The organism is Escherichia sp. TW14182, assembly GCF_000208525.1.
In the GTDB taxonomy this organism is placed as follows: domain Bacteria; phylum Pseudomonadota; class Gammaproteobacteria; order Enterobacterales; family Enterobacteriaceae; genus Escherichia; species Escherichia ruysiae.
Genome location: NZ_AEJZ01000232.1, coordinates 1 through 15,750 on the forward strand (window position 1 = coordinate 1; position 15,750 = coordinate 15,750).

Annotated in this window: 14 protein-coding genes and 3 pseudogenes; 5 read left to right on the top strand and 12 right to left on the bottom strand. The window is 51.4% G+C overall.

Features of this window, described 5'->3' with window-relative positions:
* Positions 1–53 precede the first annotated feature (53 nt).
* Positions 54–952, bottom strand: a pseudogene (cynR, locus tag EQY_RS0117765) (transcriptional regulator CynR).
* 110 nt (positions 953–1,062) lie between these two features.
* Here cynR and cynT point away from each other — a divergent pair.
* From cynT to cynX, 3 genes are read left to right on the top strand one after another with little or no spacing between them, the layout of a single operon-like run.
* Positions 1,063–1,722, top strand: a complete 660-nt coding sequence (gene cynT / locus EQY_RS0117770; protein WP_000658635.1) for a carbonic anhydrase CynT — start codon at positions 1,063–1,065, stop codon at positions 1,720–1,722.
* A gap of 30 nt (positions 1,723–1,752) precedes the next feature.
* The gene (gene cynS / locus EQY_RS0117775; protein ID WP_000616250.1) at positions 1,753–2,223 is read left to right on the top strand and encodes a cyanase; all 471 of its coding nucleotides are present in this window, start codon (positions 1,753–1,755) and stop codon (positions 2,221–2,223) included.
* A gap of 5 nt (positions 2,224–2,228) precedes the next feature.
* Entirely contained in the window at positions 2,229–3,410 is a 1,182-nt protein-coding gene (cynX, locus tag EQY_RS0117780; RefSeq protein WP_038809064.1) for a cyanate transporter CynX, read from the top strand.
* Positions 3,411–3,512: 102 nt separating this feature from the next.
* Here cynX and lacA read toward each other — a convergent pair whose 3' ends face one another.
* The 5 genes and pseudogenes from lacA to EQY_RS24945 all read right to left on the bottom strand — a co-directional run.
* A complete protein-coding gene (gene lacA, locus EQY_RS0117785) occupies positions 3,513–4,124 on the bottom strand; it encodes a galactoside O-acetyltransferase (protein WP_024165073.1) in 612 nt (203 codons plus the stop codon).
* Between the two features lie 65 nt (positions 4,125–4,189).
* The gene (gene lacY / locus EQY_RS0117790) at positions 4,190–5,443 is read right to left on the bottom strand and encodes a lactose permease (RefSeq protein WP_000499563.1); all 1,254 of its coding nucleotides are present in this window, start codon (positions 5,441–5,443) and stop codon (positions 4,190–4,192) included.
* Between the two features lie 51 nt (positions 5,444–5,494).
* Positions 5,495–8,569: a beta-galactosidase gene (lacZ, locus tag EQY_RS0117795; protein ID WP_000177859.1), complete on the bottom strand. Its 3,075-nt coding sequence runs from the start codon at positions 8,567–8,569 to the stop codon at positions 5,495–5,497.
* A 122-nt stretch (positions 8,570–8,691) separates the two neighbouring features.
* Positions 8,692–9,783 carry a DNA-binding transcriptional repressor LacI gene (lacI, locus tag EQY_RS0117800; RefSeq protein ID WP_000248559.1) on the bottom strand — a complete coding sequence of 364 codons (1,092 nt, stop codon included), beginning with the start codon at positions 9,781–9,783 and terminating at the stop codon, positions 8,692–8,694.
* 27 nt (positions 9,784–9,810) lie between these two features.
* Positions 9,811–9,912: pseudogene (locus EQY_RS24945) on the bottom strand (GlxA family transcriptional regulator); the annotation flags it as partial.
* A 62-nt stretch (positions 9,913–9,974) separates the two neighbouring features.
* Between EQY_RS24945 and EQY_RS0117805 the strand changes: the two are divergent.
* Complete coding sequence (locus EQY_RS0117805) at positions 9,975–10,514, top strand: DUF2058 domain-containing protein (protein WP_001096717.1); 540 nt, start codon at positions 9,975–9,977, stop codon at positions 10,512–10,514.
* 57 nt (positions 10,515–10,571) lie between these two features.
* Here the strand turns inward: EQY_RS0117805 and frmA are convergent, their stop codons facing one another.
* The 5 genes from frmA to EQY_RS0117830 all read right to left on the bottom strand — a co-directional run bounded on the left by frmA (position 10,572) and on the right by EQY_RS0117830 (position 14,723).
* A complete protein-coding gene (gene frmA / locus EQY_RS0117810; protein ID WP_000842100.1) occupies positions 10,572–11,681 on the bottom strand; it encodes an S-(hydroxymethyl)glutathione dehydrogenase in 1,110 nt (369 codons plus the stop codon).
* A 34-nt stretch (positions 11,682–11,715) separates the two neighbouring features.
* Complete coding sequence (gene frmR / locus EQY_RS0117815) at positions 11,716–11,991, bottom strand: formaldehyde-responsive transcriptional repressor FrmR (protein ID WP_001141271.1); 276 nt, start codon at positions 11,989–11,991, stop codon at positions 11,716–11,718.
* Between the two features lie 201 nt (positions 11,992–12,192).
* A complete protein-coding gene (locus EQY_RS0117820) occupies positions 12,193–12,966 on the bottom strand; it encodes a YaiO family outer membrane beta-barrel protein (protein ID WP_000596082.1) in 774 nt (257 codons plus the stop codon).
* Between the two features lies 1 nt (position 12,967).
* Positions 12,968–13,561 (bottom strand): LbetaH domain-containing protein, encoded by a 594-nt coding sequence (locus tag EQY_RS0117825; RefSeq protein WP_237712276.1) that lies wholly within the window; start codon positions 13,559–13,561, stop codon positions 12,968–12,970.
* Positions 13,527–14,723 (bottom strand): glycosyltransferase family 2 protein, encoded by a 1,197-nt coding sequence (locus EQY_RS0117830; protein ID WP_000860450.1) that lies wholly within the window; start codon positions 14,721–14,723, stop codon positions 13,527–13,529. The genes EQY_RS0117825 and EQY_RS0117830 overlap by 35 nt, the downstream gene beginning before the upstream one ends.
* A 24-nt stretch (positions 14,724–14,747) precedes the next feature.
* Here EQY_RS0117830 and EQY_RS27470 point away from each other — a divergent pair, with 24 nt between their 5' ends.
* Positions 14,748–14,816: a hypothetical protein gene (locus EQY_RS27470; protein WP_432758337.1), complete on the top strand. Its 69-nt coding sequence runs from the start codon at positions 14,748–14,750 to the stop codon at positions 14,814–14,816.
* 177 nt (positions 14,817–14,993) lie between these two features.
* Here EQY_RS27470 and EQY_RS27475 read toward each other — a convergent pair.
* Positions 14,994–15,419, bottom strand: a pseudogene (locus tag EQY_RS27475) (PIG-L deacetylase family protein); the annotation flags it as partial.
* Between the last annotated feature and the right edge of the window lie 331 nt (positions 15,420–15,750).

Below are 15,750 nucleotides of genomic sequence, written 5' to 3' on the forward strand. Positions count from 1 at the left end.
GCCTGATAAGCGTAGCGCATCAGGCAATTCCAGCCACTGACCTGTGTCAGTGGCTACCGTGATTCATTCCCGCCAACACCGCGTATTCATCCAACGCCATGTGCAAAAATGCCTTCGCGGCGGCTGTCTGCCAGCTATTTTTCCGCCGCAACAAAACCGCTGTTCTCTCCAGTAGTGGCGGGGCAAGAGAAATAGCTTTAAGCCCGTCATGTTGTGTGGCAATAGCTGCTGGTAATAATGTGGAAAGGGAAGTGCGGCGAATCAGCTCCAGAACCGCGCTAATTGAGTTCGCCTCAATGACCACCTGTGGATGCAGCCCCGCTTTCTCGCAGTAGTGGTCAATTTGCTCTCTGGTGGCAAATTCCGCGCTGAGCAGCACCAGTTTTTCATCATGCAAGCGACTCAACGCCACCTGTTCACAGGCAGCCAGCGGATGATGTTGCGCCACGACTAACGCTAAACTTTCTGTCAGTAGAGGAATTGCCTCAAGCTCCGGCGAATGTACATGCGCGAACGCAATTCCAACGTCCAGCTCGTCGCGGCAAAGCAGATCTTCGATTTTCTCCTGCGACATTTCCTGTAGCCGGAGCGTGATGCCGGGGTAGCGCGCATAGAAATCCGCCATTAAGGGGCCGATAAAGTAGCTCGTAAAGGTGGGGGTGACGGCGATACGCAGCGATCCTCGCGTCAGATCGGCAACGTCATGAATCGCCCGTTTACCCGCTCCCAGTTCCTGTAATGCCCGGCTGGCGTACTGTCGCCAGACTTCCCCCGCATCGGTGAGACGAATCGTTCGCCCGCTACGGTCAAACAGCGGCACGCCTAAACTCTCCTCTAACTGGCGAATCTGCTGGGAAAGCGCAGGCTGGGAGACGTGTAACGCACTGGCGGCACGGGTGAAGCTGCCATGTTCAGCCACGGCAAGAAAATAATTGATATGTCGAGAGAGCATTCGCCAACCTATAAGTAAATCCAATAGAACTCATCATAAATGAGACTTTTACCTTATGACAATCGGCGAGTAGTCTGCCTCTCATTCCAGAGACAGACAGAGGATTAACGGTGAAAGAGATTATTGACGGATTTCTTAAATTCCAGCGCGAAGCATTTCCTGAGCGGGAAGCCTTGTTTAAACAGCTGGCGACACAACAAAGCCCGCGCACACTTTTTATTTCCTGCTCCGACAGCCGTCTGGTTCCTGAGCTTGTGACGCAACGTGAACCTGGCGATCTGTTCGTTATTCGCAACGCGGGCAATATTGTCCCTTCCTACGGGCCGGAACCCGGTGGCGTTTCTGCTTCGGTAGAGTATGCCGTCGCTGCGCTTCGGGTATCTGACATTGTGATTTGTGGTCATTCCAACTGTGGCGCCATGACCGCCATTGCCAGCTGTCAGTGCATGAACCATATGCCTGCCGTCTCCCACTGGCTGCGTTATGCCGATTCTGCCCGCGTCGTTAATGAGGTGCGCCCGCATCGCGATTTACCGTCCAAAGCTGCGGCGATGGTGCGTGAAAACGTCATTGCTCAGTTGGCTAATTTGCAAACGCATCCATCGGTGCGCCTGGCGCTCGAAGAGGGACGGATCGCGCTGCACGGCTGGGTCTACGACATTGAAAGCGGCAGTATCGCAGCCTTTGACGGCGCAACCCGCCAGTTCGTACCACTGGCAACCAATCCCGGCGTTTGTGCCATACCGCTACGCCAGCCAACCGCAGCGTAACCTTATTTTTAAACCATCAGGAGATTTACCATGATTCAGTCGCAAATTAACCGCAATATTCGTCTTGATCTTGCCGATGCCATTCTGCTCAGCAAAGCGAAAAAAGATCTCTCATTTGCCGAGCTTGCCGACGGCACCGGTCTGGCAGAAGCCTTCGTGACCGCTGCTTTGCTGGGGCAGCAGGCGCTTCCTGCCGACGCCGCCCGCCTGGTCGGGGCGAAGCTGGATCTCGACGAAGACGCCATTCTACTGTTGCAGATGATTCCACTGCGTGGCTGCATTGATGACCGTATTCCAACCGACCCAACGATGTATCGTTTCTATGAAATGTTGCAGGTGTACGGCACAACCCTGAAAGCGTTGGTTCATGAGAAGTTTGGCGATGGCATCATCAGCGCGATTAACTTCAAACTCGACGTCAAGAAGGTGGCGGATCCGGAAGGTGGCGAACGCGCGGTCATCACTTTAGATGGCAAATATCTGCCGACCAAACCGTTCTGACAGCCATGCGCGACCATCAAAAGACGTTCACGATGCTGCTGGTTCTGGTGCTGATTGGTCTTAATATGCGACCACTGCTCACTTCCGTCGGGCCACTGCTACCGCAATTGCGCCAGGCGAGCGGAATGAGCTTTAGCGTGGCTGCCCTGTTGACGGCTCTGCCGGTGGTCACCATGGGCGGGCTGGCGCTGGCCGGAAGCTGGCTTCATCAGCATGTCAGCGAACGTCGCAGCGTCGCCATTAGCCTGGTGCTGATTGCCGTCGGTGCATTGATGCGTGAGCTTTACCCTCAAAGTGTGCTGCTGCTTAGCAGCGCACTGCTCGGTGGGGTGGGGATCGGCATCATTCAGGCGGTGATGCCTCCGGTGATTAAACGGCGGTTTCAGCAGCGCACGCCACTGGTGATGGGGCTGTGGTCTGCGGCTCTGATGGGCGGCGGTGGACTTGGTGCCGCCCTGACGCCCTGGTTAGTTCAACACAGCGAGATTTGGTATCAAACACTCGCCTGGTGGGCGCTGCCTGCCGTTGTTGCGCTCTTTGCCTGGTGGTGGCAAAGCTCCCGCGAGGTCGCCTCTTCCCACAAGACAACAACCACTCCGGTTCGCGTAGTATTCACTCCCCGCGCGTGGACGCTGGGACTTTACTTCGGTCTGATTAACGGCGGTTACGCCAGCCTGATTGCCTGGTTACCCGCCTTCTATATTGAGATTGGCGCCAGCGCGCAGTACAGCGGTTCTTTGCTGGCGTTGATGACGCTTGGGCAAGCGGCGGGGGCGTTACTGATGCCTGCTATGGCTCGCCATCAGGATCGGCGCAAACTTTTGCTGTTGGCACTGGCGTTACAACTGGTGGGTTTCTGCGGCTTTATCTGGCTGCCGCTGCAATTGCCGGTATTGTGGGCGATGGTGTGTGGTTTAGGTCTGGGCGGCGCATTTCCGCTCTGTTTGCTGCTGGCGCTCGATCACTCTGCGCAACCGGGTATTGCTGGCAAGCTGGTGGCGTTTATGCAGGGGATCGGTTTTATTATCGCCGGGCTTGCTCCCTGGTTTTCTGGTGTGCTGCGTAGCATCAGTGGCAATTACCTGATGGACTGGGTGTTTCATGCGCTGTGCGTTGTTGGGTTGATGATCATAACCCTGCGCTTTGCACCGGCACGTTTTCCGCAGCTGTGGGTCAAAGAGGCATGAGGCGACGCCTGTTCCTGCGCTTTGTTCATGCCGGATGCGGCCAACGTAGATCACTGAATTTGTAGGCCTGATAAGCGAAGCGCATCAGGCAATTTTTATAATTTAAACTGACGATTCAACTTTGTAATCTTTGAAATAATACTGCTTATCCCGGTCGTTTATTTCGCGAATAACCCGACAGGGAACGCCCGCAGCTACGACGTTTGGTGGAATGTTTTTTGTGACGACGCTACCCGCGCCAATAACCGAATTATCCCCGATGGTGATGCCTGGATTAATGACCACATGACTCCCGATCCAGACATTATTGCCTATCGTTATCGGAAAAGAGTACATCTCTCCGTTTTTTCTTAATTCATGGTGTACCGGGTGCCCCGTAACGGAAAGAGTAACGTTGGGGGCAATCAGTACGTTATCACCGATCGTTACCGTGTAATCATCGACGATGGTTAAATTGAAATTTGCATAAAAATTGCGGCCTATATGGATGTTGGAACCGTAAGAGAAATAGACAGGCGGTTCTATCCAGGCATTTTCTCCTACCGTGGCAAACATTTCTTTAAGCAGGCTTTCCCTTTTTTCAACTTCCGCTGGATGCGAGTGATTAAACTCATACATTAACGTTTTCCCACGAAGTCTTTTTTCAGGTAAGCCTTCGCACATATCGGTAAATAGCTTTCCTGCTTTTATTCTTTCTGTCATCGACATGTTCATTGCGATCATTCCGTCCTGATATGTTGGTCGGATAAGGCGCTCGCGCCGCATCCGACATTGATTGCTTAAGCGACTTCATTCACCTGGCGACGCAGCAGAGAAAGCGGGCCGGGGCCGCTGAGCGTGAACACGGAAATTAAGGTGAAGCCCAGCGCCACCAGACCCAGCACTAGATACGCGCCCTGGAAACCGATGCTTTCATACATATTGCCCGCCAGTACAGACATAAAAATCATCGCCAGTTGCTTAAAGAAGCAGAAACAGACCAGATAAATCGTCGCTGAAAAACGCACTTCAAACTGGCTGGTAATATATTTAAAGCAGCCCACCAGCAGGAACGGGACTTCAAACATATGCAGCGTTTTTAGAATAACCACTTCCAGCGCCGAGGTGGCGAACGATGAGCCAATAATACGTACTGACATAATGGTGCCAGCCAGTAGCAGGGCGTTTTTCCCGCCGATGCGATTAATGATCAGCGGCGCAAAGAACATAATCGAGGCGTTAAGTAATTCGCCCATTGTTGTGACATAGCCAAATACCCGCGTACCTTGCTCACCGGTGGCAAAGAACGAAGTAAAGAAATTAGCAAACTGTTGGTCAAAAACATCGTAGGTGCAGGAAACGCCAATAACATACAGTGACAAAAACCACAGTTTTGGCTGTCTGAACAGTTCCAGCGCCAGTTTAAGGCTAAATGCCGAATGGTTGGCACCTACGGCATTGGCAACCGTGGCGGAAGAAGGGGCATCTGTTTTGGCGAAAAAGAGCAATACAGCGAGGATGAGTGCACAGCCAGAACCCAGCCAGAAAACAAACTGGTTGTTGATGGTGAACATGATGCCGACAATCGAGGCACACAGCGCCCAGCCAACGCAGCCAAACATTCGCGCGCGACCAAATTCGAAATTACTGCGACGGCTGACCTTCTCGATAAATGCTTCTACTGCTGGCGCACCGGCGTTAAAACAAAAACCAAGATAAATACCGCCAACAACCGAACCCAATAAAATATTGTATTGTAACAGCGGGCCAAAGATAAAAATAAAGAATGGCGCAAACATCACTAACATGCCGGTAATAATCCATAGCAGATATTTGCGCAGCCCAAGTTTGTCAGAAAGCAAGCCAAACAGCGGTTGGAATAACAGAGAGAACAAAGAAATAGCGGCAAAAATAATACCCGTATCACTTTTGCTGATATGGTTGATGTCATGTAGCCAAATCGGGAAAAACGGGAAGTAGGCTCCCATGATAAAAAAGTAAAAGAAAAAGAATAAGCCGAACATCCAAAAGTTTGTGTTTTTTAGATAGAACATAATGGATTTCCTTACGCGAAATACGGGCAGACATGGCCTGCCCGGTTATTATTATTTTTGACGCCAGACCAACTGGTAATGGTAGCGACCAGCACTCAGTTGGTATTCTGCCGACACTGACGGGCTCCAGGAGTCGTCGCCACCAATCCCCATATGGAAACCGTCGATATTCAGCCAACTGCCTTCTTCTGCGTGCAGCAGATGGCGATGGCTGGTTTCCATCAGTTGTTGTTGGCTATAGCGGCTGATATTGAACTGGAAGTCGCCGCGCCACTGGTGTGAGCCATAATTCAATTCGCGCGTCCCGCAGCGCAGACCGTTTTCGCCTGGGAAGACGTATGGGGTATACATGTCAGACAATGGCAGATCCCAGCGGTCAAAACAGGCCGCAGTAAGGCGGTCGGGATAGTTTTCTTGCGGCCCCAGCCCCAGCCAGTTAACCCGTTCTGCGACCTGTGCCAGTTGGCAGGTCAGGCCAATCCGCGCCGGATGCGGTGTATCGCTTGCCACTTCAACATCGACGGTAATCGTCATTTGACCACGACCATCAATACGGTAGGTTTTGCGGCTGATAAATAAGGTTTTCCCCTGATGCAGCCAGGCGTGGACAGTCGTAATCAGCACCGCGTCGGCAAGCGTATCTGCCGTGCACTGCAACAACGCCGCTTCGGCCTGGTAATGTCCTGCTGCTTTCCAGCGTTCTACCCAGGCGTTCGGGTCAATGCGGGTCGCTTCACTCACGCCAATGTCGTTATCCAGCGGCGCACGGGTGAACTGATCGCGCAGCGGCGTCAGCAGTTGTTTTTCATCGCCAATCCACATCTGTGAAAGAAGACCTGACTGCCGGTTAAATTGCCAACGTTTATTACCCAGCCCGATGCAAAAATCCGTTTCGCTGGTGGTCAATTGCGGGGAGGAGTGGGGCGCGGAGAGGGGCGTCACACTAAGGTTTTCCGCCAGACGCCACTGTTGCCAGGCGCTGATGTGTCCGGCTTCTGACCATGCGGTCGCGTTCGGTTGCACTACGCGCACTGTGAGCCAGAGTTGTCCGGCGCTCTCCGGCTGTGGCAGTTCAGGCAGCTCAATCAACTGTTTACCTTGTGGAGCGACAGTCAGAGGCACTTCGCCACTTGCCAGCGGCTTGCCATCCAGTGCCACCGACCAGTGCAGAATTTCGTTATCGCTATGACGGAACAGGTATTCGCTGGTCACTTCGATGATTCGCCCGGATAAACGGAACTGGAAAAACTGCTGTTGGTGTTTTGCTTCTGTCAGCGCCGGATGCGGCGTGCGATCGGCAAAGACCAGACCGTTCATACAGAACTGGCGATCGTTCGGTGTATCGCCAAAATCACCGCCGTAAGCCGACCACGGGTTGCCGTTTTCATCATATTTAATCAGTGACTGATCCACCCAGTCCCAGACGAAGCCGCCCTGTAAACGTGGGTACTGACGAAACGCCTGCCAGTATTTAGCGAAGCCGCCAAGACTGTTACCCATCGCGTGGGCGTATTCGCAGAGGATCAGCGGGCGTAACTCACCTGGCAGCGAAAGCCATTTTTTGATTGACCATTTCGGTACTGCCGGGAAGGGTTGATCTTCATCCACGCGCGCGTACATCGGGCAAATAATATCGGTTGCGGAGGTGTCTGCACCGCCGCCTTCATACTGTACCGGGCGGGAAGGATCGACGGATTTGATCCAGCGATACAGCGCGTCGTGATTAGCGCCGTGGCCTGATTCATTACCCAGCGACCAGATAATTACGCTCGGGTGATTACGATCGCGCTGCACCATCCGCGTTACGCGCTCGCTCATCGCGGGCAGCCACTGCGGATCATCTGTCAGGCGGTTCATCGGCACCATACCGTGAGTTTCAATATTAGCTTCATCCACCACATACAGGCCGTAGCGGTCGCACAGCGTGTACCACAGTGGATGGTTCGGATAATGCGAACAGCGCACGGCGTTAAAGTTGTTCTGCTTCATCAGCAGGATATCCTGCACCATCGTCTGCTCATCCATGACCTGACCATGCAGAGGATGATGCTCGTGACGGTTAACGCCGCGAATCAGCAACGGCTTGCCGTTCAGCAGCAGCAGGCCATTTTCAATCCGCACCTCGCGGAAACCGACATCGCAGGCTTCCGCTTCAATCAGCGCGCCGTCGACGGTGTGCAGTTCAACTACCGCACGGTAAAGATTCGGGGTTTCTGCGCTCCACAACGCCGGGCTTTCGACGTTCATACTTAGCGTGACGCGATCGGCATAACCGCCGCGCTCATCGATAATTTCGCCGCCGAAAGGCGCGGTGCTGCTGGCGACCTGCGTTTCCCCCTGCCATAAGGATACCGTTACCCGCAGATCGTCGCGCAGTTCGCCACACATGCGGACTTCAGCGTCGAGAACGGCACGGCTGAAATCGTCATTAAAATGGGTAGCAACATGGAAATTGCTGATTTGCGTGATCGGTTTGTGCAGCAGCGAGACGTCGCGGAAAATGCCGCTCATCCGCCACATATCCTGATCTTCCAGATAACTGCCGTCACTCCAGCGCAGCACCATCACCGCGAGGCGGTTTTCTCCGGCGCGTAAAAAGTTGCTCAGGTCAAATTCAGACGGCAAACGGCTGTCCTGCCCGTAACCGACCCAGCGTCCGTTGCACCACAAATGGAATGCTGAGTTAACGCCATCAAAGATAATCCGCGTCTGGCCTTCCTGTAGCCAGCTTTCATCAATATTAAATGTGAGCGAGTAACAGCCCGTCGGATTCTCTGCGGGAACAAACGGCGGATTGACCGCAATGGGATAGGTTACGTTGGTGTAGATGGGCGCATCGTAACCGTGCATCTGCCAGTTTGAGGGGACGACGACTGTATCGGCGTCAGGAAGATCGCACTCCAGCCAGCTTTCTGGCACCGCGTCTGGGGCGGGAAACCAGGCAAATTGCCATTTGCCATTCAGACTGCGCAACTGGCGGGAAGGGCAATTCTCGCGGGCTTCTTCACTATTTCGCCAGCTGGCGAAAGGGGGATGCGCCGCAAGGCGGTTGAGTTGGGTAACGCCAGGGTTTTCCCAGTCACGACGTTGTAATACGACGGCCAGTGAATCCGTAATCATGGTCATTGCTGTATCCTGTGTGAAATTGTTATCCGCTCACAATTTCACACAACATACGAGCCAGAAGCATAGAGTGTAAAGCCTGGGGTGCTTAATGAGTGAGCTGACTCACATTAATTGTGTTGCGCTCACTGCTCGGTTTCCAGCCGGGAAATTTGCCGTGCCAGCTGCATTAATGAATCCGCCAACGCGCGGGGAGAGGCGGTTTGCGTATTGGGTGGCAGGGTGGTTTTACGTGTCACCAGTGATACGGGCAATAGCTGATTTCCCTTCACCGCCTGGCCCTGAGAGAGTTGCAGCAAGCGATCCACGCTGGTCTGCCCCAGCAGGCGAAAATCCTGTTTAATGGTGGTTAACGGTGGGATATAACACGAGCTGTCTTCGGTATCGTCATACCCCACCACTGAGATATCCGCACCAACGCGCAGCCCTGACTCGGTAATGGCGCGCATTGCACCCAGCGCCATCTGATCGTTAGCAACCAGCATTGCGGTGGGGGTAATGCCCTCATTCAGCATCTGTATGGTTTGTTGAAAACCAGACATGGCGCTCCAGTCACCCTCAAGCTCCGCTATTGGCTGTAGTTGATTGCAATCGAGATATTTGTGCCAGCCCGCCAGACGCAGACGCGCCGAGACAGAACTTAATGGACCCGCCAACAGCGCAATTTGCTGGTGACCCAACGCGACCAGATGTTCCACGCCGAGCCGTGCGCCGTCATCATGGGAAAAAATAATGCTGTTAATGGGGGATTTGTCGGAGACATCAAGAAACAAAACCGGCACGTGGCCGCAGGCTGCCTCTACGGCGATGGCATCTTGTTCATCCAGGGGATAGTTGATAATCAGGCCGCTGACGCGTTGTGCGAGAAGATTATGAACCGCCGCTTTACAGGCTTCGACGCCACTGCGTTCCACCATTGATACCACTACGCTGGCACCGAGTTGATCGGCGCGGGATTTAATTGCCGCAACAATTTGTGAAGGCGCATGAAGCGCCAGGTTGGAAGTGGCAACGCCAATCAGCAACGACTGTTTGCCCGCCAGTTGCTGTGCCACGCGGTTGGGAATGTAATTCAGCTCCGCCATTGCCGCTTCCACTTTTTCCCGCGTTTTCGCAGAAACGTGGCTGGCCTGATTTACCACGCGGGAAACGGTCTGATAAGAGACTCCGGCATACTCGGCGACATCGTATAGCGTTACTGGTTTCACATTCACCATCCTGAATTGACTCTCTTCCGGGCGTTATCATGCCATACCACGGAAGGTTTTGCGCCACCCGGCAGGGCTGACACCAAAGTGAAATTTAAAATGCTGACGCCAGGTCACAGGAGAGAGAAAGCCCACTTCGATACACTCACTGTATTTACAGGTATACTCGCAAAAATTATTCAGCGGGTTTGGAAATAAAGATGGCAAAACTTACCTTACAAGAGCAGTTGCTCAAAGCAGGATTAGTCACCAGCAAAAAAGCGGCGAAGGTCGAGAGAACGGCGAAAAAATCGCGTGTTCAGGCGCGTGAAGCACGGGCGGCGGTAGAAGAAAATAAAAAGGCACAGCTTGAGCGTGATAAACAGCTTAGTGAACAACAAAAACAAGCGGCATTAGCGAAAGAATATAAAGCCCAGGTGAAGCAGCTTATTGAAATGAACCGTATCACCATTACCAATGGCGATATCGGTTTTAACTTCACCGACGGCAATCTGATTAAGAAAATTTTTGTAGATAAGCTTACGCAAACGCAGTTGATTAATGGCCGCTTGGCAATTGCCCGTTTGGTTACTGACGGCAATAGTGAAGGTGAATACGCCATTATTCCGGCAAGCGTTGCCGATAAAATCGCCCAGCGTGATGTCAGCAGTATTGTGTTGCACAGTGCACTCAGCGCCGAAGAGCAGGATGAAGACGATCCGTATGCCGACTTTAAGGTGCCTGATGATTTGATGTGGTAATTATATGTCCGTCACCATCCGCGAACAGGATGGCGACGGTTCGTTACGTGCGGGATATTAATAACGAATGACGGTGCGAATGGATTTGCCTTCATGCATCAGATCAAAGGCGTCATTAATTTCATCCAGGCTCATGGTATGCGTTACAAACGGTTCCAGGTCAATATCACCTTTCATCGCATCTTCCACCATACCCGGTAACTGGGAACGACCTTTCACGCCGCCAAACGCGGAACCTTTCCATACGCGACCGGTGACCAACTGGAATGGACGGGTTGAGATTTCCTGACCGGCGCCAGCCACACCAATGATTACCGATTGACCCCAGCCACGGTGAGCACTTTCCAGCGCCGCGCGCATCACATTGACGTTACCGATGCACTCAAAGGTATGGTCGATACCCCATTTGTTGATATCCAGCAGGACATCTTTAATCGGTTTGTCGTAGTCATTCGGATTAATGCAGTCGGTGGCACCGAAGCGACGCGCCAGATCGAATTTCTTCGGGTTAGTGTCGATAGCGATAATCCGTCCCGCTTTCGCCTGACGAGCGCCCTGAACAACCGCCAGACCAATCGCACCAAGACCGAATACGGCAACGGAATCACCAGGTTGAACTTTAGCGGTGTTGTGTACTGCGCCAATGCCGGTGGTGACGCCACAGCCCAGCAGGCAGACGTGTTCATGGTTTGCTTCTGGGTTAATTTTTGCCAGAGACACTTCCGCGACCACGGTATATTCACTGAAGGTGGAACAGCCCATGTAGTGATAAAGCGGTTGCCCGTTGTAAGAAAAACGTGTTGTGCCGTCTGGCATCAGACCTTTGCCCTGGGTTTCGCGAACCGCGACACAGAGGTTGGTTTTACCGGAACGACAGAATTCGCACTCGCCGCACTCTGCGGTGTAAAGCGGGATCACATGGTCGCCAGGTTTAACGCTGGTCACGCCTTCACCGACTTCAACCACAACGCCAGCCCCTTCGTGACCGAGAACGACCGGGAATACACCTTCCGGGTCATCGCCGGAGAGGGTAAATGCATCAGTATGGCAGACGCCGGTATGAGTGACTTTAATCAGCACTTCACCTTTCTTCGGTGGCGCTACGTCAATTTCAACGATTTCCAGTGGTTTACCGGGAGCAAATGCAACGGCAGCACGTGATTTCATATTTCGCTTTTCCTCAATAGGGTAGTGGTTTCTGCTATTTAAGATAGGCACGAACCAGTTCAATCGTGTCATCAACGGATTGGCTGACTTCGCGGCTGTAGCAGTCATTTCGGTCAAACGTTTCCCGGATATGGCTTTCAAGCACTTCTGCCATCAGCCCGTTAGCCGCGCCCCGAACGGCAGCGATCTGCTGGAGTATGGCACGGCATTCGGCATCACCTTCCAGTGACCGTTCCAGAGCATCAATCTGCCCCCGAATACGACGAACTCGAGTAAGCACCTTTTTCTTCTCTTCCGGAGTACTGGGCATTTCGCACCTCATCATCTGTACGCAATATACTATAGGGGGGTATGCTATATGTCAATGCATACCCCCCTATAGTATATAACACTGGAGAATAAAATTTATCCGATGAATGTGGGTGATATCTGGAGGAAACGAAGAGGAAAGAAGAGTGTTTGGGCGCTAATCTCGTGGGATTGCCGCCCGGATAGCAGGCGGCGGAAGGAATCAGAATTTCCAGGTCAGATTGGCAGCGAATTGCAGGCCGTTATAATCATCGGTCGGCGTGTCATACCACACTTTACCGGCAGTCAGCCCCAGATTCAGTTGCTCTGTCAAAGGCTGAATACGTTGTAAACTGGCGCTCTTCATGCTCCCGTGACGCGTCTCCGGAGACCAGTCGTAGGTGTAAGCTCCCGTCCCACGACTAAGCCAAAGTTGAGTATAACCGCCGCCGCGAGGGTCATTCAGACGCAAGGAAATCATATTGCTGTAACTGCCGCCAGCATCGCTGGAGTCATAATGGGTATAGCGATAGCTGGTGATCACCGGGCCAGTGTAGAGCGATACGCCGCCTTGCCAGGCATCGACTTCAACATCATCGTAATATTTAGTGTAGCGATAACCAGTCGTGAACAGCGTTTTTGGCAGCAAAGCCAGGTTAATATCCTGACGAAAATCCTGGCGGGCAAAGACCGGTGTATTATCGGCAAAGGCAATACCCGTGCGGGTTGTCAGCCAGTTATTCCATTTATACCAGACCGCACCCTGACCGCGAGTGGCATTGAAATGTTCAGTTTCATAATCACGACGCCCCTGGGAAAGATTAAAAAGCAGCGTTGCGTTTTCAACTTTCGCCACCAGTTCAGCATACGCTAAATTACGGTTGCCATGATCGCCAGAATAATCGGTAAAATCGTAGCCTGCGGTAATAGAAGTTAACCCGGCATAAGCGGGCAATGCGCTAAAGATTGCCGCTGCTAATAACGTCCGTTTTATCATTTTAATCTCCTGTACGGATAAGTTCTTGCCGGAGTGAATAATTTCCGGTAGGTAAATTGCGTTCTACAATAACGCGCGGGCCAAGTTGCGTGTTTGGCGAAATAATTCGGCCAGGTAAAATAATTACCTGCACGCCAAGACGTGAACACTGACCAATATAACAACCTAATTTATCGCAGCCGGTAGCGATAATACCCTCTGGGGTGCGAACCGATACTGGCTGTTCATCCAGTCGATGGTTACTGGTACGCACCTGTGCGCCCAAATATGCCTGGCTTGCAACAACAGAATCGGCAATAAAACATTGCGGTCCAATCATCGCTTCCGCCTCAATAACCGCATTTTTGATTTCAGTGGCAAAACCAATTTTTACGCCATTGTTGATTACCGTACCGGGGCGAATAAACGCATAATTACCTATCAGGCAGTTTGCACCAATCACTACCGGCCCTTGAATAACCACACCGTGGCAAATGCGGGTATTGGCACCGATAACAACTTCACCGGCACTTTCATCAATAATCACCTGGTCAGCAATCTGAATATTTTTCTCTTTAACATTAAGCTTCAGATAGCTTTTCAGTTCCTGCGACAGAAGGTTGGGAATAAGCGGTTGGCGCTTCCACCAGTGCGGAATAACGGGTGGGTTTGTCGCGCTGAGGTTCGCGTCCAGTAAAAAAGGCAATAAGTCCATAAATAATCCAGATGGCATAAGCTAATAATACATACACAACGGAAAGTGGCGCTAAAGGCACCAACAACCAGCAACGATGAAACCAGGCGCTAAAAGCACCAATAACACAAACTACGCCGACCCAGATAAGCGGAAACATGGCCAGTACCACGCCATGTGGCCCGGTGGTGATTAATTCATTAAACCAGGTGGTTAGATAAATCCCAACGCCATAGAGCACGACCAACAGCATAGGGAAAATACTGAAGATGCCGAAACGGCTAAATAAAAGCCTTTTATGCAGACGCATACAGACCGCGTAACCCACAATCCAGCGCCGCCAGCGACGCCACTCCTCACGCGGGTTGTTGCATTCCTGAGGGTATACAATACAGCGATTCGCCTGACGAATGCGGTAACCATTGGCGACCAACGTCCAGGTGAGATCCAGATCTTCGACTTTGGTACGATCAGAGAAACCAAATTTACGCAATACATCGGTACGGAACATCCCACAGGCACCGCTGATAATAAAGGGCGCGCCGCCCAAAAGCTGTTGTAGCGTGCGCTTCATAACGATCATCGGCAGTTTTACCGTGGCGCGAATATGAGGCAGCAAACCTGCGCCTTTTAACGCTGTGGAAGGAATGCCGCCGACGGCATCAGCGCCGCGCTCAATTTCCGCCAGCATATAACCCATTCCGTCTTTATCGGGCGGAACATAGGTGTCAGCATCGCTTAAAAAAACCTGGTCGCAGGTGGCGTAGTTCAGGCCGTTCATCAGAGCGCCGCCTTTGCCGGTATTTTTTTGCGTAACAGCAACAAAGCGGTCGCCCCATTTGCGTTTGACTTCCGCCATTACCGCTTCGGTATTATCCGTGGAGCCGTCGTTAACACAAATTACCCGGCAAAAATAAGGATTGCGCAGCAGATTATCCAGTGATTGTGCCAGACAGGGGCCTTCGTTATAGGCAGGAATAATCGCGTCAATACAGCCTTTCTTTTGGCTGGGCTTACGCCTTAACGTACTCAAAAACCATAGCAATATTGCTACGGCCATAAATATAAAGATCCAGGTTTTCATTAAGTCTGCTCAAAGAATCATTTTATGAATAACAAAGCCTTCACCCAGATCACTATTGACCTGTTGTCCGCGAAATTGTGCAACAGCACGTAAACGTTCATGACGCATATAATCACGTCGCTCCTGGCTTTTATGTTTTTTTAACGCTGCAAGTTTTACGGTAAAATATTCTTCTTTTACGGATTCAAAAACCTGGGGCATAAATGAAAGCCAGGTGCTTGGCGTTTCATAGCCGAGAATCTGTGGAATAGTGCGGCAGGCAACCATTGATGCCTGATAAACTGCCAGATGATCCTGATGGCGGTCAGCATCATGCATGGTATATACCCGTATGATTTCTACATCAGCGGGAATTTGATTTTTAATAATATCTTCCAGGGAGGAAATCATATCATTGAGTTGCAGATGTGTACGGGTGTCTGAAAAATTAAGATGAATAGTTTTCTGACACCCCAACATCTTTAATGCTTCGCGAGATTCTTCATGACGATCGATGATTTCGCTTACACCCGAATCGCCAGCAGTCATGACAACGGCGGTGATATAAAATCCTTTCTGCGCAAGACGAGCAAGCGATGCGCCACAACCTAATTCAATATCGTCAGGATGCGCACCAATCGCAAGAATACCTTTCCTCTTTTCTGCTGAAGAATGCAACGCAGAATTTAAAACCTTATCCAATTCATGACACTCCATTGTAATTATTATGCTGAAAGCGCGACGAATGCAGAGCGGCAACCCTCTGCAACATACTCAGATGTTAAAAATGACACGCGGTAAAAAAGAATAATCCTGAGAACAGGTCAATTAATGCCCGGAGGGCCGTAAGCGGTATAAGTTTGATTTGTGTGCATCATATGTTAAACATTTGTGTGTTTTGTGAGCGTGATTATATTTTTTACATATTGTATTTAGATGTGATTTAGTTTGTCAATTAATTGCATTTAAAAAATATCTTCTATCAACCATTACTTTTTATATTCGTTTTATGAATGAATTGGTATGGCAAAGAGGTTTTGAAGATTGC